We start from the raw sequence: 16,473 nt of genomic DNA, 5'->3' as shown, positions 1-16,473 counted from the left end.
ATTCTTGGCGACGGCGGTCCTTGGCTAGCCGTTGTTGCCAGGCGAGCCATTCTGTCCGTCGCCGCCGACCTGACCCGGCCCACCCGTGCCGCCCGTCGCGCCGGTGCTGCCGCTCAAGGCGCTACCGGCTCCGCCGCTGCCGCCGCTGCCGGCCGCACCCGCCGCGCCACCGCGACCGCCCGCGCCGAAATCGCCGCCACTTCCGGCGGTTGCGCCGGTGCCGTTGGTGCCGATGGCACCACCGTTGCCGCCGTCGCCACCCACCCCGCCGGTTCCTCCATTACCGCCAACGCCCCCGATTCCGCCCGCGCCGCCGCTGCCGGCGAGCAGTCCGGCGCCGCCGCCCTGACCTCCCGCTCCGCCGGCACCGCCGTCGCCACCCGCTCCACCGGCGCCGCCGTCACCACCATCGCCGCCGTCACCTGCCACCGGGTTGCCGGTGGTGCTGATTTGGGCGGCACCGCCGTTGCCACCGTTGCCGCCGTTGCCGCCGAAGTCGCCACCACCTCCGCTACCGCCGAGGCCGCCCGCACCCCCGTTGCCACCGTTGCCGATCAACAGTCCGCCGCGACCGCCACTGCCTCCGGTGCCGCCGACGCCGCCGGCGCTGCCGGACATGCCCGTCCCGCCGAAACCGCCGTCACCGCCGTCGCCGCCGGTCGGCCGCGTGAAGTAATTCGCCGTAGCCGTCGCGTCGCCGCCGGCCCCGCCGTCACCACCTTGGCCGCCGTATACCCCGCCCGGTGCGCCGAATCCGCCCCGACCGCCGGTCGCCACGGCGAGACCCGACGTGCCGGCGTTGTCATTCATGAAGCCAAGGCCACCGTCGCCCCCCGCACCGCCAGCTGCACCGGCGCCAGCCTCGCCACCGTTACCACCGGCGCCGCCTAGCCCGATCATGACCTTTCCACTGCCTGAACTGCTCGTGGCGATGCCTCGACCACCCTCTCCGCCGGTGCCGCCGCCGACTCCGGGGCCTCCCGCTGCGCCGGTGCCGCCGGTGCCGCCGCCGCTGATGATGGTCGTTCCGCCGTCGGTTGAATTGAAGGTGCCGAAGGCGCCGGTCGCTGCCGTCTGTCCGGTGGGCGTGGGGTTCACGCCACTGGTTCCGGCCAGTCCCTGGCCGCCCTGACCACCGTGACCCCCGCTGCCGAACACCGCGGCGTTGCCGCCGCTGCCGCCCATCCCGGCCAGACCGCCGTTGAAACCGGCAACCGCGGCCCCACCGGTGCCGCCGGCGCCACCGTTGCCGTAGAGCAAGCCGCCGGCGCCGCCGGCGCCGCCCACAGCACCCAGCCCGCCCCGGCCGCCGGCTCCGCCGTTGCCCAGCAGACCTGCGCTGCCACCCGAGCCCCCGGCCACTCCGGTGGCAGTGCTGTCTCCGCCGGCGCCGCCGTTGCCGAACAGCAAGCCACCGGCACCGCCGGCCTGCCCGATCCCGTTGACCGTTCCGCCGGCGGCGCCGTCACCGGTCAGCGGACGGCCGAGCAGTAACTGGGTGGGTGCGTTGATCACCCCGAAGACCGCCTGTCCGGCGGCGTCCAGCGGCGCGGCGCTAGCGGCTTCGGCTAATGCATAAGACCCGCCGGCCGCATTGAGTGCCTGCATGAACTGGCTATGGAAAACCGCGGCCTGTTCGCTCAACGACAGGTAGCCCTGGGCGTGTGCGCCGAATAACACCGCGACCGCTTCAGACACCTCGTCGGCGGCCGCGGCCAGTACGCGGGTGGTGGGGCCGGCCGCTGCCGCGTTGGCGGACTGGAGTGCCGATCCGATGTCGGCCAGTCCGGTGACGGCCGAGGAAAACGCTTCCGGGACAGCGACCAAGTAGGACACCGCATCTCCAATCCGATGTGTTCTGCCCACCCCGCAACAATGTGGCGGATCGTAACCGGTGCAGCGACACCATGTCCGGCGTTTTGGCGAAGCCGATCTGACGCTCAGACCCAGTAGGGCACCCGGGCGCGGTACTGCCGCATCGCGATCGCCGCGAGCGCCCAGCCGACGATCGTCAGGACCACGACCACCGCCCAGTGCCGCAACTCCTGGTGTGCGCCCAGCAACGGTGCCCGCACGATGTCCAGATAGTGCAGCAGCGGATTGAGTTCGACGATCTTGGACCAGTTGCCGGCACCCTGGTGGCGCAGCGTGTCGTCGTTCCAGATGATCGGCGTCATGAAGAACAGCAACTGCACCAGCGAGTTCAGCAGCGGGCCGATATCGCGGTAGCGGGTCGCCAGAATGCCGAAGCACAGCGACACCCACACCGCGTTGAGCATGATCAACGCCAGCGCCGGAAAGACCGAGAGGTCCGCCCACGACCACGGCTTCGGGAAGATGATCGCGACCACGACATAGATCACGATGTTGTGTGCGAACAGGATCATCTGCCGCCACACCAGCCGGTACACGTGCACGCTCAGCGGCGTCGGCAACTGCTTGATCAGCCCTTCATTGGCGACGAACACGTCGGCGCCCTCCAAGATGGCGGCATTGATCAGGTTCCAGATGATCAGGCCGAGCGTGACGTACGGCAGGTGCACCGACAGGTCCAGATGGAACAGCTTGGAATACAGCCCGCCCATGGCGACTGCGGTGGTGCCGGTGGCGATGGTGATCCAGAACGGTCCCAGCACCGAGCGGCGGTAGCGCTGTTTGATGTCCTGCCAGCCCAGGTGCAACCAGAGTTCGCGGCGGTGGAAGCCGGCGGCCAGATCGCCGCGGGCCCGGGCGAACGTCTTGGACTGCGCCGCCGCGTCGATGAACGTCATGCCGAACCTCCGGGCCGTCCGAACTGTTCGCGCCGCCCCAGGCGGCGCAGCCGACACCATTCCAGCAAACCCTCAGGGTCGCGTCGGGTCACCAGGAAGAACCAAGCGAACCGCACCCATTCCTGGGGCAGCAACTTGCGCAGACCCGGCTGGGACAACACATAGCCGCGGTTGCGGTAGGTGAAGTACCGCTTGCTCGGGTTGTCCGGGTACTGGGTGTGCATGCGCCCGCCCAGGATCGGTTTGAACTCGTCGGATCCACACGGGTGCAGATAGGTCGCATCCAGACAGGTGCCGAACGGCAGGCCGGAGCGGACCAGCCGACGGTGCATCTCCACCTCGTCGCCGCGGATGAACAACCGCAGGTCCGGCACCCCGACCGCTTCCAACGTCGAGGCCCGGAACAGGGCGCCGTTGAACAGCGACGCGATACCGGGCAGCAGGTCCTGACCCGGCGCGGTGCGCAATTCGCTTGTCCGCCTGCGCCATACCAGACCGCGGCGCAGCGGAAAGGCCAGCTGGTCGGGGTCGTCGATATTGCACACCATCGGTGACACTTCGGCCAGCCGGTACTTTTCCGCGCAGGCCAACAGGGTCTGCAGCACGTCGGGTCCGTGCGGGTACCCATCGTCGTCGGCCAACCACACCCAGTCCGCGCCGTGCGCCAACGCAAGGAGCATGCCGAGTGCGAAACCGCCTGCGCCACCGAGGTTTCGGGCAGAGTTGAGGTAAAGCTGCGGAATCCGCTGACTGTCCACCAGGCGGCGCACCCGGCTGTCTGCGGAGTCGTCGTTGTCGATGACGATCAGCTTGTCGGGTTGCCGGGTCTGACCGCTCAGGGCGTTCAGCGAGCGAGCGAGTTCCTCAGGGCGCCGATGGGTGACGACCACGGCGAAGACGGAATCACTCACCGCCAGAGGCTCTTTGGGTCAGGTCATTGCGGCGGGTCTCGGCCAGGACCTCGCGCACGTGCCGCGCCGCGTCCTCGCCTTCGTAGGCGCGCACCACATCTTCGATTTCACCCTGCTGCTTGATGACGCCGTGGTCTATCCACATCGCGGTCTTGCACAACCGAGCCAGGAACTCGTTGGAATGGCTTGCGAATACCAGAATTCCGGAGCGTTCCACCAGGCTCTGCAGCCGTGACTGCGCTTTCTTGAGGAACTCGGCGTCCACCGCGCCGATGCCTTCGTCGAGCAGCAGGATCTCCGGGTCGATGCTGGTGACCACGCCCATCGCCAGCCGGACCCGCATCCCGGTGGAATAGGTGCGCAGCGGCATCGACAGGTAATCGCCCAATTCGGTGAATTCGGCGATCTCGTTCACCTTTGCCAGCATCTGCCTGCGGGTCTGCCCGAGGAACAGGCCGCGGATGATGATGTTCTCGTAGCCGGAGATCTCCGGGTCCATCCCGATGCCCAGGTCGAACACCGGCGCCACCCGACCGGTCACCTTCGCCCAGCCACGGGTCGGTTCGTAGATGCCCGAAAGTAGGCGCAGCAGAGTCGATTTCCCGGCACCGTTGTGGCCGACCAGGCCGACGCGGTCGCCGAGTTCCAGCGACATGGTGATGTCCCGCAACGCCTCGATGACCACCACGTTGGAGCTGTTGCGGCCGATCGTGCCGCCCGCCTTACCCAGGAAGGCCTTCTTCAACGATCGCGACTTCGCGTCGAAGATGGGAAATTCGACCCACGCGTCGCGTGTCTCGATGTGCGGCCCGCTCGACACGGCTTACAGATACTGTCCGGTGCCGTGCGCCCCGCCGGGGTGGCCCTGTTTGCCCATCCCGGGCGGCAGCGCACCCTGGCGCATCTGCTCCAGTTGTGCGCGCGCTGCCATCTGTTGGGCGAACAGCGCGGTCTGAATGCCGTGGAAGAGCCCTTCCAGCCAACCGATTAACTGCGCCTGGGCGATCCGCAACTCGGCGTCGGACGGGGGCGTGTCCTCGTTGAACGGCAGCGTCAGCCGTTCCAGCTCCTCGCGCAGTTCCGGGGCCAGACCCTCCTCGAGTTCACGGATGCTGGTGGCGTGGATGTCGCGCAACCGGGTGCGGCTGGCGTCGTCGAGCGGTGCGGCCCGCACCTCTTCGAGTAGCTGCTTGATCATCGTGCCGATCCGCATGACTTTCGCCGGCTGCTCGACCAGGTCGGTCAGCGAGCGTTCGTCGGAGTCGTCGGCGTCCTCAGCCTGACGCAGTGCCATCAACCGCGGATCGACACCGCCGATGACCTCGATACCGTCGTCCTCCGGGCCCGTGCTCACCCCATCACCGTCCTTCACGCGTGCTGTCAGCGGTGCGTCGCCGCGTAGTCATGCCATTCGTAGATCTGGGCGCCGCCGTTGTCGTAGATCAGTGTCCAGTACGGCGACTTGTCCAGTGAGATTAGCCCTTCGGGAATCTTGAACCCGCGCACCGTGGGGCCGCTGGCCAGCACATAACGGATGTTGAGGGCTTTGATGGCTTTGGGGACCCGCTCGTCGCTGTCGCCTTTTCGGGCGTAGGCCCAGATGATGTAGCGGTTGGGCCCCGGGCCCATCTGCACCGGGTAGTCGTAGTGGGTCCACAGCGGATGCAATCCGGCCACCGCGTACATCCAGGCGGTGCCGTCGACGTTGGAATCGGCGATCAGGGTGTCCCGCGCGCCCGGCAGCGTCGCCAGGTACGCCATGGCGTCGAGATCCTGCTGATTGACCATGATCTGGTCGTACTTGTCGCCGAACAGGAACCGGTGCCGTGGGAAGTAGTGCCAGGCACCGGCCACGCAGATGCCCACGATCACCACCGCGGCGGCCGCCCGCCACAGTTCCGGCGGCATGGCTTGGGGAACGCGACGCCGGACCAGCGTGACGACTCCGCCGACGATCGCGACCAGCGCGACGGCCGCCATCAGGGTGAACAGCGGGGTCGTCGCGGCCGCTATCCGGCGCGGGTCTTTGTAGAAGAACTCACCGAACGCGCCGGCGACCCGGCCGAACGGGCCCCAGAGCGGGGTGCCCGCGTCGACGTTGATCACGATCAGCAGCAGCCAGACCGCCAGCGGCCACGGCACCTTCAGCAGTGCCAGCCGCCAGGGGAGTTTGAGGACCCGGCGGTTCCGCCTGATCCCGTCGACCAGGATGATCAGCCCGCCCACAGCGCACAGGAAGCTCAGCGCCCACTGGTAGGGGAAGTCGTTGAGGTGCCGGGAATGCATGAACACCGCGTCGAACAGACCGTGCCGCATGCTCAGGTAGGTGAGGAACGAGTGCCCGGCGATGATGTCTTCCTGCTGCGACACGCTCAGGAACTGCGGCAACAGGATCAGCCCGGCCAGCACGCCGACGCCCAGCAGCGTCAGTAGGTCGGCGAGCCGGCCCCGAACCGGACGCCAGAGCAGCTCGAACAGATACCAGCCACCCAGCAGCAACAGCACGATGATGCCGCCGGTGATGTGCACCGAGAAGACGCCGACCAGGGCCAGCACCGCCACCGGGATGCGGTCTCGGTGGCCGGGGGTCGAGGTGATCAGCGCCATGACCGGGATGGCGACGCCGTAGGCCGCCAGGTTCGGCATCGCCGCGGTGTCGAACTCCACGTAGGGCACCGCGGTGAAGGACGCCGACAGCGCGGCGGCCGTCGCGGAGATCGCCGCGGTGCGCCACTCGGTGGTGTGGCTGCGCAACACTTTCCAGGCGAGCACCGCGGCGCTGACCGGGAACAGCCAGATGGCCGCGGCCAGCGAGCTCAACGTGTAGCCGGTGGTGGCGGCCGCTCCGGTCAGCTGGCAGAACACCGCGGCCAGCGCGTGGAACACCGACGGGTAGTACAGCAGCGCGTGTGTTTCGACGTTGCGCAGTTCGCCCATGTGGGTGGACGACGCCTGGCCGGTGTCCAGGATCCAGCGGACTTCGTTGGCGTGCCAGACCGCGTCCCAGGTGCTGGGGATCGTCTGCCAGTGCGGAATGCCGCTGAACGCCGCCCAGCCGATCAACACGACCCCCAGCAGCACTCCGGCCGCGACCAGCAGGCCGGGGCCGGGTTGGACCGCGCACGCCTCGGCCGGTTTGTCCCGGAAACGGGCCAGCAGCAGCGTCAGAATCGTCGCCGCTACGCAGACGACCGCTAGCGCCGCCAGGCCCGTCCAACCGTTCCAGGGGATGCCGAGGGCGCCGTAGGGGATGATCGCCAGCGCCACCACGCCGTACGTCAGCGCCGGTCCGACCGCGATCGCGATCGGCCAGTTCAACTGCGCGATACGTGCGACGATGGCACCCGGCGCGATCAGCAGGATCAATGCGATCAGCGTTCCGAACCACAAGCTCACTCGACTAGTATGGCTGGCCGGGTGTCCTCACTCGGGAAGCCGTAACGGCTGGAACGTCAATGGCGCACCCGCTACCGACAATCCGTTCGCAAAACGGCGAATGTTCTTGAGGACTTTAAGGTGGCTGGCATGGCCTACGACGTCGCCCGGGTGCGTGGGTTGCACCCGTCGCTCGGTGACGGGTGGGTGCACTTCGACGCGCCGGGCGGCATGCTGATCCCTGATTCCGTCGCGACCACCGTGTCGACAGCCTTCCGCCGGTCCGGTGCGACTGCGGTCGGGGCGCACCCGTCGGCCCGGCGCAGCGCCGCGGTGCTGGAGGCGGCCCGCGAGGCGGTCGCCGACCTGGTCAACGCCGATCCGAGCGGAGTGGTGCTGGGCGCCGACCGCGCGGTGCTGTTGTCGTCTCTGGCGGAAGCGTCGTCGGCGCGGTCCGGCCTGGGTTACGAGGTGATCGTCAGCCGCCTGGACGACGAGGCCAACATCGCGCCGTGGTTGCGTGCGGCGCACCGGTACGGCGCCAAGGTCAAATGGGCCGAGGTCGACATCGAGACCGGTGAGCTGCCGACGTGGCAGTGGGAGAGCCTGATCGGCAAATCGACCCGGCTGGTCGCTGTGACGTCGGCGTCCGGCACGTTGGGCACGGCCACCGACCTGCGCGCGATGACCAAGTTGGCGCACGATGTGGGTGCCCTGGTGGTGGTCGATCACTCGGCGGCCGCGCCGTACCGGCTGTTCGACATCAAGGAAACCGACGCCGATGTGGTGACGGTGAACGCGGTGGGCTGGGGTGGGCCGCCGATCGGTGCCATGGTGTTCCGCGACGCGTCGCTGATGAACACCTTCGGTTCGGTGTCAACCAATCCGCACGCCACCGGCCCGGCGCGCCTGGAGGTGGGTGCCCACCAGTTCGGTTTGCTGGCCGGCGTCGTCGCCAGCATCGAATATCTGGCGTCACTGGACGAGGCGGCCCGGGGCAGCCGACGCGAGCGGCTCTCGGTGTCGATGCACTCCGCGGCCGCCTACCTGAACCGGGTCTACGACTATCTGATGGCTTCGCTGCGGTCGCTGCCGCTGGTGATCCTGCTCGGTGTTCCCGAGGCGCGGATCCCGGTGGTGAGCTTCGCCGTCAACGAGGTGCCCGCAGACCGGGTGGTTCAGCGGTTGGCGGACAACGGCATCCTGGCGATGGCCAACGCCAACTCGCGGGTGCTCGATGCGCTCGGCGTCAACGACATCGGCGGCGCGGTCACCGTGGGACTGGCGCATTACTCCACGATGGCTGAAGTCGATCAGCTGGTGCGGGCTCTGGCGTCGTTGGGCTGATTCCGAAACGTGTTGTCTGACAATAGGTTCGGTGCGCCGACGGGGCCGGGATCCGATGAACCGTTGGGGCATTTGACCGTTATCGATGCAACCGGCGCCGAGCGCCGCGTGCCCATCTTCGATCAGCTGTTCGTCGGGCGGGAATGCGCCGGGATCAGGGCTTCCCGCCGGCTGGTCATACCCGACCCGGAGATCTCCCGCACCCATCTCGAGATCCGCCTCGACCCCGAGTCCGACCAGGCGTTCCTGATCGACACCAGCAGCAACGGCACCTCGCTCAACGGTGTCCGGGTGGAACGAGCGGTGGCGCTGCTGATCAGGCCGGCCGATGAGATCCAGATCGGCGATGTGCTGCTGACATTTCACGCTGAGCGGTTCAACGGGGTGCCCCGGCGGGTGGTGAAGAGCACGCTGGCGCGGATCGGCAAGTCCGCCATGGTGATGGTGGTCGGTGACATCGTCAACTATTCGACGATCTCGCAGGTCACCGACGAGGAATTGATGGCGCGCAGCCTGTACACACTGTGGCGCCGGGTGGGCGGTGTGCTGCGCGCGCACAAGGGCACGCTGAGCCATTACGCCGGTGACGCCCTGTTCGCGGTCTGGGAGGTGCGCCGATTTCCCGACGCCGCCGAGTTGGCCATCGATTTCGCGCTCGCCGCGAACCGGCTCGTCGACGATCTCGCGCCCGAGTGGCCGTTACGCACGCCGGATGGATCTCCGATTCGCATGGGCTGGGGTGTGGTGCAGGGGGTGGCCGCCACGGCCGCGATGACCAGGTCGACCGACGCGGTCATCGGCGATGCGACCAACGTCGCCTTCCGGTTGGCCTCGATGGCGGGGCGCGAGGGTCGGGCACCGGTATTGGCGGCCAGCGGTGTGCAAGCTGCTGTCGTAGACCAGTTCAGTTGGGGCCCAAGTGAAATCGTGCAGATCAAGGGGCGGCACGGGACGGCGACGGTGTACCCGGTGACCGCGCGCAAGGAGTCGGCGGGCTCGTAGTGTCAGACGGTCAGGACGATCTTCCCGGTCACCTTGCCCGACACCATCAGCTGATGGGCCTCGCCGGCCTGCTGGACGGGCAACCGGGCGCCGATGATCGGGCGGACCGCGCCGTTGGCGAACATCGGCCAGACCGATTCGGTGACCGCGTCGACGACCGCGCTCTTGCTGTTCGGGCCGGTCACCGGACGGGCGCGCAGCGTGGTGCCGACGACGCGGGCGCGCTTGGCCAGGAGTTTGCCGATGTTGAGTTCGGCCTTCACCCCGCCCTGCATGCCGATCACGATCAACCATCCGTCGGTGGCCAGCGCGTCGATGTTGCGGTCCAGGTAGGCCGCACCCATGATGTCCAGGATCACGTTGACCCCGGCACCCTCGGTCTCTTGGGCCAGACGCGCGACGAAGTCCTCGTCCTGGTAATTGATCATGATCTGGGCGCCCAGTTCCCGGCAGAAGTCCAGCTTCTCGGTTGAGCCGGCGGTGACCGCCACCCGGGCGCCCAGGGCGCGTGCCACCTGGATGCCGTGGGTGCCGATGCCGCTGCCGCCGCCGTGCAGCAGCACGAGCTGACCGGGACCCAGCCGGGCGGTCATCACCAGGTTCGACCACACCGTGCAGGCGACCTCCGGTATCCCGGCGGCGTCGATGAGGTCAACGCGCGCTGGAATCGGCAGCACCTGCCCGGCCGGTACGGCGACGTACTCGGCGTAACCGCCGCCGGCGAGCAACGCGCAAACCTCGTGCCCGACAGACCACTTGGAGACACCCGCACCGACATCGGCGATGGTGCCGCTGACCTCCATCCCGATGGTCTCGCTGGCGCCCGGTGGGGGCGGGTACTTGCCGGCGGCCTGCAGCACGTCGGCGCGGTTGACGCCGGCCGCGGCGACCTTGATCAGCACTTCACCCGGTCCGGCGGTGACGTCGGGGACGTCCCGCCAGGTCAGTTGTTCGGCGGATTCGGCGACGATGGCACGCATGTGGCCACGCTACCGCCCGCTACCCTTATCGACGGTGGCGTGGCAGAGCGGCCTAATGCACTCGCCTTGAAAGCGAGAGACGGCTAACACCGTCCGGGGGTTCAAATCCCTCCGCCACCGCTCGTCCGCCGGCGCCGGTGGAACCTTGCGCGGCTACCGGACCGGCTAAAAAATTCTGGCTCCATCACTTGCCAGACACTCCATCCCGAGTTATATAAAAAGTGTGTCTACGGACACAGATTTCCTGTCCACAACAATGATGATTGGAGTGTTGGAGGTGGCGACCATGTTGGTACGTAGCGATCCGTTCCGCGATCTCGATCGCTTCACTCAGCAGGCGCTGGGCACCGCAGCGCGTCCGACGGTGATGCCGATGGACGCTTGGCGCGCGGGCGAAAAGTTCATCGTCGAACTCGACCTGCCAGGCATCGACGCCGACTCGTTGGACCTGGACATCGAGCGCAACGTGGTGACCGTCCGCGCCGAACGCCCGGATGTGGAGTCGAGCAAGGAGATGCTGGCTGCCGAACGGCCCCGCGGGGTGTTCTCCCGGCAGCTGGTGCTCGGCGACAATCTCGACACCGACCGCATCGAGGCCTCCTACGACGCCGGCGTGCTGCGTCTGCAGATCCCGGTGGCGGAGAAGGCCAAGCCGCGCAAGATCACCGTCAACCGGACAAACGGTCAGCACGCTCTCAGCGCCTGAGTGGCCGGTCGTATTGCTGACGGAAAGTGGGTCAGTGATGTCGCAGTGCAGCACATGGGCCGCGCGGGAGACACCGCGCGCAACCGCGCCGGCGCCACCGACCGTGGCGCCGGTCCCGGACGACTCGTCGCTGATCGCGCTGATCGCCGAGGTCGACGCCATTCTGTGCGCAGCCGAGCGACGCCTGCTCTGTCAGCCACCGGCACCACCAGCCGTCGGATGCGCCATCGACGAGCCCCGACGTGCTGGTCGGTCTTGGCCGCTGACGGCCTCCGCGCGGCGCGGGGCCGAGCGTCGAATCGATGCCGTGCAGCGCAGTCCTCCGGGCGCCGAATCAGGCATTACCCGGTGAACCGCATCCACAGGGAAGGGAGGTGATGCCATCACCGCGCATACCAGCGGGCCTGCCCGCGACCCGGGCCACATCATGGGCGTAGCTGGCACCCACCGGTGACCAGCACGCCGATGCCCAGGTCGGGCGACGCATACCGGGGCGGGCGGCCCGTCCACCACAACTGTCACACCCGCGACGTTCGAGGAGTTCGAGGAGGAGGCCAGAACATGATCGATGTGATGACGCTGGAAGCCGACCCGGTCGACTGGGCGGAACAACATGACCTGGTGACGCTGCCCGATGACGACTACCCGCGCGTCGGCGACCACAGTCCCATGACGAGCTGGTACGCCAATCCTCAGCTCCTCGGAGCGTGACTCAGCGCAGCTCCGCGGCGATGGTGTCCATCAGCGCGGTGTAGCGCTTGAGTTCGGGGTCGCGGCCGGGCTTGCCGCTGCTGATCAGGCCGGCGGCAAGTCCGCGCTGCGGGTCCGCCCAGATCGCGATGTTGGCCAGGCCCAGATTGCCGAACGCCGCCGGCGCGTGGCGCCCGAACGGTCCGAACCGGTCGGTGCCCAACATGTAGCCGGTGCCCCAGCGGGCCGGCATCAACCCGACGGCGAAGTCCGGCCGCAGCCGCCGGGATTGCTGCACCGCGCCGTACATCCGTTCCGGACTCATGATCCGCACGCCGTCGAGTTCGCCACCGCGCCGCCAGATCTCAGCGAAGCGTGACAGTTCGTCGGCGGTGGAGATGGTGTTGGACGACGGCACCACAGTGGTCAGGAACGCCGGGGTGTTGGTGTACGGGATGATCTCGTGCACGGTGCCGCCGATCGCCTTGCGGAAGATCGCCGCGATCAGCGGCGGCAGCGGCCGGCCGGTCGGGTGACTGGGCGCGACCAGCGGGACGTCCTGCGCGGCGACGCCGAAGTTGGTCCACCGGAAGCCCAGCGGGTTGAGGATCTCGGCGGCCAGGATGTCGCGGATGTCCTTGCCGGTGGCTGCGTAGACGATTTCGCGCATCAGCGGACCCCAGGTCAGCGCGTGATAGATGTGCACCAGTCCCGGTCGGTACAGCGGGCGCAGTTTGCCCAACTGTTCCTGTGCGTACTCGTGGTCGTCGGCGCGTTTGAGGTCCGGTCGCGGGCCGGTGGGGAACGGGACGCCCGCACTGTGGGTCAGTACGTGCCGGATCGTGGTGCGGTCCTTGCCGTGGCTGGTGTAGCTGGGGATGTACTTGCAGACGCGATCGTCGAGGGCGAAGACCCCCTGCTCGACCAGCATGTGGATCACGGTCGCGGTGATGCCCTTGGCCGCCGAGTACACGCAATACGGTGTCGTGGTGGTGACCGGGATCTTCTCCGCGTCCGGGTCGTCCGTCGGCGCGTTGCCCCAGCCGTGACCGATTGCGCGGTTGAGCACCACCTGCCCGTTGCGCCGGATGCACAACTGGATGGCCGGGTGCATGCCGCCCTGATACCAGTGCCGTGCGGCCCGCCAGATCCGTTCCACGGCGGCCCTGTCGACGCCGGAGTGGTCTTCGTCGCCGACGGCGGTCACTGCGTCCAAATCGGCGGGGACACGGATCTTGCCGTCGGGGGTCTCGGTGGTCGCCACCTTCGTGAGGGTACGTGAAGCGCGCCTAGCCTCAGGGTCATGCGCACACGCTATGTCGAGGTGATTCTGCTCGTTTTCGGCTTCTATTCGGTGGCTCTGGGGTTGTTCATGGCGTTGGCGCCCGGCATCTTCTTCGACACCCTGGGCGCCTTCGGCATCCGCAACACGCACTACATCCTCGACAACGCGTCGTTCGAGTTCCCGCTGGGACTACTACTGCTGGGCGCGTTGCGGTGGACGTCCTGGCGGGTGCCGGCGCTGGCCTTCGCCACCACGCACTGGGTGCTGCATGCCGTCAGCCACCTCGTCGACACCAGGCACCGCGCCGGCGACATGATCGGCTGGCTGGAGTTCGCCGGGCTGGCGGTGTCGAGCGCATGGCTGGCTGCGGCCCTATGGCTGTGTGTTACTCGCCGGTGAACTGCGGGGGCCGCTTGGCGAACGTCGCGGAAATGCCCTCGGTCAGGTCCTTCGACGGCAGGAACGCCGCGTTCCAAGCGGCGACGTAGCGCAGGCTCTCCGAGACCGCCGACGTGCGCTGCTGGTCCAGCACATCCTTGATTCCGTGCACGGTCAGCGGCGGGTTGGCCGCGATCTCGGCGGCGGTGGCATGTGCTGCGACCAGCGTCGCGTCGGCGTCGGCATACACGTCGTTGACCAGGCCGATCTTCTCGGCGCGGGCAGCGTCGATGTCCTTGCCGGTCAGCGCGAGTTCGCGCAGGTGCCCGTCGTTGAGGATGAGCGGCAGCCGCGCCAGGCTGCCGACGTCGGCCACGATCGCCAGCTTGACCTCGCGCACCGAGAACTTGGCGTCGGCGCTGGCGTAGCGGATATCCACGGCCGAGATGAGGTCGACGCCGCCGCCGATGCACCAGCCGTGCACCGCCGCGATGGTGGGGGTGCGGCAGTCGGCGACAGCCGTGATCGCGTTCTGCATCCGCTTCACTTCACGGTGGAACACCGCGCGCGGCCCGGCCAGCGCATCACCGGACAGCAGTGGGGTGAACGAGCCGCCCATCGCCGGCACGTCCAGGCCGTAGCTGAAGTTTCGGCCCGACCCGGTCAGGACGATTGCCCGCACGTCGGGGTCGTCGTCCAGCGCCGGAAACAGTTCGGGCAGCTCAGCCCAGAATGCCGGTCCCATGGCGTTGCCCTTGCCGGGACCGATCAGCGTCACCCGCGCGACGTGGTCCTTGATCTCGACGGACACGGATTCGTATGTTTCGGCCATAGCGAGACCGTAGCGTGGCGCTCATGCCCTCAGATTTGCGACCCGGACCGGATTCGCCGCCCACCGACGAACTGGACAGCGCCGAAGCCACCCTCGCGGTGCTGCTACAGGTGCTGCACACCATCAGCCGCGACGACAGCACCAAGCAGACCCCGTGCGGGGAGTACGACGTCAAAGCGCTGACCAAGCATCTGCTGAACTCGATCACCACGCTCGGCGGCATGGCCGGCGCTCAGATCAACGTGCCCGCCGACACCGATTCGGTGGAGAGTCTGGTCGTCGCCGCCGCCCGGCCGGCCCTGGACGCGTGGCACACACGCGGGATGGCCGGCGATGTCGCGCTCGGTGAGAACGCGATGCCCGCCCAGGTCGCGGTCGCGGTGTTCTCGATCGAATTCCTGGTGCACGGCTGGGATTACGCGATCGCGGTGGGGCACGACGTGCATGCGCCGGACTCGCTGTCCGAGTATGTGCTGGGGTTGGCGCAGCGGATCATCCGCCCCGAACAGCGCCGCCAGGCCGGTTTCGCCGACCCGATACAGGTGCCCGACGACGCGCCCGCGTTGGCCCGGCTGGTCGCCTTCACGGGGCGCGATCCCATCCGGGATCAGTCGCGCTCGAGGTAGAAGTAGTAGTAGCGGCCGTCGTCCACGACGCCTTTGCCGTTCATGATGCCCATCACCGCGTCGTCGTCGATCTTCTTGAAATGGTCGTGCACGGGCGCCCCGTCGTAGACCATCGTGGCCGTCACTTCGCCGCGGAACTCCTCCAGCCACAGGCTGGCTTCGCCCTTCATCCGCTCGGTGTTGGAATATTTGATGCCGTCGGCGTCCAGGCAGACGAGCGGCTGCACGTCCTGCACCGATTTGAACGTCTTGCCGTACCAGTTGATCTTGGCCAGCGTGCCGACGGCGCGGTGGGCGGTGACGAACTCGCCTCCCTTCCACTCGCCGAGCATGCCGTCCAGCGTGGCGGGCTCCAGTGTTGCCCAGAAGTCGTCGAGTTCGGCGTCGGGGATCGTATCGGTACGTTCCTTGAACTCAATGAACTGCTTGCGCGCCTGACTCATGGGTGTCCTCCTCTGATCCAGCTGCGGGCGAACCGCAGCATCGCGTCGTTCTCCTCGGGGTCGGCGGTCACTGTGACCCGGACACCGTCGCTGCCGTACGGACGGACCACAAGCAGCGCATTGGCGGCTTGCTGCACGAAGTCCCCGGTGCGGGAGCCCAGCGGCAACCAGACGAAGTTGGCCTGCGACGGCGGCAACGTGAACCCGGCGGCGCGGAGTTCGGCGCTGACCCGCACCCGTTCGGCGACGACGGCGTCGGTGCGCGCCAGCAGTTCGTCGGCGGCTTCCAGCGAGGCGCTCGCCGCGGCCTGCGAGACGCTGGTGGCGGTGAACGGCACGTAGACCTGGTCCAGCGCGGTGATCACGTCGGGATGGCCGATCGCGTAACCCACCCGCAGGCCCGCCAGCCCGTAGGCCTTGGAGAACGTGCGCAACACCACGACGTTCTCGTGCGCGCGGACCAGACCCAGGCTGTCCGGGGCCATGCCGTCGCGGATGTACTCCACGTAGGCCTCGTCGATGACGATCAGGATGTCCGGCGGCACGGCCTTCACGAAGCGGGACAGCGCGTCGGGGTCGACGACGGTCGACGTCGGGTTGTTCGGGTTGCACACGAAGATCAGCCGGGTGCGATCGGTGATGGCAGCCAGCATGGCGTCCAGGTCGAAGGTGTGGTCGGTCAGCGGGATCTGGATCGGCGTGGCGCCGGCGATCTGCACTTGAGGTGGGTACAGCTCGAAGCTGCGCCAGCCGAAGACCACCTCGTCGCCCACCGAGGAGGTGATCTGCACCAACTGCTGGCACAGGCTGACCGAACCGCAGCCGACAGCCACGTGTTCGGGGGCGAAGTCGGGGCCCAGATGACGCGCCAGCGCGGCTTTGAGCTGCACGCAGCCGTTGTCGGGATAGCGGTTGATATGCGCGGTCGCGTGCTCGATGGCGGCCCGGACGCTGGGCAGCGGGCCGAACACCGTTTCGTTGCTGGCCAGCTTGATCGCCCCGGGTACGGTCTTGCCGGGAACGTAAACGGGCAGCCCGGCCAGCGCGGGCCGCAGGCGGGCGGTCATTTCGACAGCATATGACGCGGCTGTGTACGCTATGCCTCCGGCGGCTCCGGGTTTCCGGGG

17 protein-coding genes and 1 tRNA gene are annotated in these 16,473 nt (G+C 68.0%); 7 read left to right on the top strand and 11 right to left on the bottom strand.

All coding sequences use genetic code 11. The features are described 5' to 3' along the window. Positions 1–24: 24 nt before the first annotated feature. From ACZYZ9_RS10290 to ACZYZ9_RS10265, 6 genes are all read right to left on the bottom strand, one after another. Complete coding sequence (locus tag ACZYZ9_RS10290) at positions 25–1,836, bottom strand: PE family protein (protein ID WP_463826161.1); 1,812 nt, start codon at positions 1,834–1,836, stop codon at positions 25–27. A gap of 104 nt (positions 1,837–1,940) precedes the next feature. Then, positions 1,941–2,771 (bottom strand): galactan export ABC transporter permease subunit Wzm/RfbD, encoded by an 831-nt coding sequence (gene wzm / locus ACZYZ9_RS10285; RefSeq protein WP_463826160.1) that lies wholly within the window; start codon positions 2,769–2,771, stop codon positions 1,941–1,943. Continuing rightward, the gene (gene glfT1 / locus ACZYZ9_RS10280; RefSeq protein ID WP_463826159.1) at positions 2,768–3,682 is read right to left on the bottom strand and encodes a galactofuranosyltransferase GlfT1; all 915 of its coding nucleotides are present in this window, start codon (positions 3,680–3,682) and stop codon (positions 2,768–2,770) included. The genes wzm and glfT1 overlap by 4 nt, the downstream gene beginning before the upstream one ends. Next, positions 3,675–4,502: a galactan export ABC transporter ATP-binding subunit Wzt/RfbE gene (gene wzt / locus ACZYZ9_RS10275; RefSeq protein WP_463826158.1), complete on the bottom strand. Its 828-nt coding sequence runs from the start codon at positions 4,500–4,502 to the stop codon at positions 3,675–3,677. Before wzt ends, glfT1 begins: the two co-directional genes overlap by 8 nt. A gap of 3 nt (positions 4,503–4,505) precedes the next feature. After that, entirely contained in the window at positions 4,506–4,976 is a 471-nt protein-coding gene (locus ACZYZ9_RS10270) for a bacterial proteasome activator family protein (RefSeq protein ID WP_463826421.1), read from the bottom strand. An 86-nt stretch (positions 4,977–5,062) separates the two neighbouring features. Then, positions 5,063–7,078: a DUF6541 family protein gene (locus tag ACZYZ9_RS10265; RefSeq protein WP_463826157.1), complete on the bottom strand. Its 2,016-nt coding sequence runs from the start codon at positions 7,076–7,078 to the stop codon at positions 5,063–5,065. Positions 7,079–7,207: 129 nt separating this feature from the next. Here ACZYZ9_RS10265 and ACZYZ9_RS10260 point away from each other — a divergent pair, with 129 nt between their 5' ends. Then, on the top strand, positions 7,208–8,404 hold the full coding sequence (locus ACZYZ9_RS10260; RefSeq protein WP_463826156.1) for a cysteine desulfurase-like protein: 1,197 nt from the start codon (positions 7,208–7,210) through the stop codon (positions 8,402–8,404). 72 nt (positions 8,405–8,476) lie between these two features. Further along, on the top strand, positions 8,477–9,406 hold the full coding sequence (locus tag ACZYZ9_RS10255; RefSeq protein ID WP_463826155.1) for an FHA domain-containing protein: 930 nt from the start codon (positions 8,477–8,479) through the stop codon (positions 9,404–9,406). A gap of 2 nt (positions 9,407–9,408) precedes the next feature. Here the strand turns inward: ACZYZ9_RS10255 and ACZYZ9_RS10250 are convergent, their stop codons facing one another. After that, complete coding sequence (locus tag ACZYZ9_RS10250) at positions 9,409–10,386, bottom strand: NAD(P)H-quinone oxidoreductase (protein ID WP_463826154.1); 978 nt, start codon at positions 10,384–10,386, stop codon at positions 9,409–9,411. A gap of 33 nt (positions 10,387–10,419) precedes the next feature. Here ACZYZ9_RS10250 and ACZYZ9_RS10245 point away from each other — a divergent pair. From ACZYZ9_RS10245 to ACZYZ9_RS10235, 3 genes are all read left to right on the top strand, one after another. Then, a tRNA-Ser gene (locus ACZYZ9_RS10245) sits at positions 10,420–10,506 on the top strand. A gap of 166 nt (positions 10,507–10,672) precedes the next feature. Continuing rightward, positions 10,673–11,092, top strand: coding sequence for an Hsp20/alpha crystallin family protein (locus ACZYZ9_RS10240; protein WP_463826153.1), 420 nt, complete (start codon positions 10,673–10,675; stop codon positions 11,090–11,092). Positions 11,093–11,653: 561 nt separating this feature from the next. Beyond that, positions 11,654–11,803 carry a hypothetical protein gene (locus ACZYZ9_RS10235; protein WP_463826152.1) on the top strand — a complete coding sequence of 50 codons (150 nt, stop codon included), beginning with the start codon at positions 11,654–11,656 and terminating at the stop codon, positions 11,801–11,803. 1 nt (position 11,804) lies between these two features. Here the strand turns inward: ACZYZ9_RS10235 and lipE are convergent, their stop codons facing one another. Next, positions 11,805–13,046, bottom strand: a complete 1,242-nt coding sequence (lipE, locus tag ACZYZ9_RS10230; protein ID WP_463826151.1) for a lipase LipE — start codon at positions 13,044–13,046, stop codon at positions 11,805–11,807. A 39-nt stretch (positions 13,047–13,085) separates the two neighbouring features. On the opposite strand from lipE, the gene ACZYZ9_RS10225 reads away from it, so the two are divergent. Then, positions 13,086–13,466, top strand: coding sequence for a hypothetical protein (locus tag ACZYZ9_RS10225; protein WP_463826150.1), 381 nt, complete (start codon positions 13,086–13,088; stop codon positions 13,464–13,466). On the opposite strand, the gene ACZYZ9_RS10220 is transcribed toward ACZYZ9_RS10225, so the two are convergent. After that, positions 13,453–14,277 (bottom strand): crotonase/enoyl-CoA hydratase family protein, encoded by an 825-nt coding sequence (locus ACZYZ9_RS10220; protein ID WP_463826149.1) that lies wholly within the window; start codon positions 14,275–14,277, stop codon positions 13,453–13,455. The two genes, ACZYZ9_RS10225 and ACZYZ9_RS10220, sit on opposite strands and share 14 nt — an antisense overlap. A gap of 23 nt (positions 14,278–14,300) precedes the next feature. On the opposite strand from ACZYZ9_RS10220, the gene ACZYZ9_RS10215 reads away from it, so the two are divergent. Further along, complete coding sequence (locus ACZYZ9_RS10215; RefSeq protein WP_463826148.1) at positions 14,301–14,903, top strand: TIGR03086 family metal-binding protein; 603 nt, start codon at positions 14,301–14,303, stop codon at positions 14,901–14,903. Here the strand turns inward: ACZYZ9_RS10215 and ACZYZ9_RS10210 are convergent. Then, a complete protein-coding gene (locus ACZYZ9_RS10210) occupies positions 14,885–15,346 on the bottom strand; it encodes a DUF4334 domain-containing protein (RefSeq protein WP_463826147.1) in 462 nt (153 codons plus the stop codon). The two genes, ACZYZ9_RS10215 and ACZYZ9_RS10210, sit on opposite strands and share 19 nt — an antisense overlap. Next, positions 15,343–16,413: a histidinol-phosphate transaminase gene (locus tag ACZYZ9_RS10205; RefSeq protein WP_463826146.1), complete on the bottom strand. Its 1,071-nt coding sequence runs from the start codon at positions 16,411–16,413 to the stop codon at positions 15,343–15,345. Before ACZYZ9_RS10205 ends, ACZYZ9_RS10210 begins: the two co-directional genes overlap by 4 nt. Positions 16,414–16,473: the final 60 nt, after the last annotated feature.

The organism is Mycobacterium sp. IDUB_28 (assembly GCF_055419285.1).
Note: the sequence above shows the minus strand (reverse complement) of the source record. Positions and strands in the feature narration are given on the sequence as shown.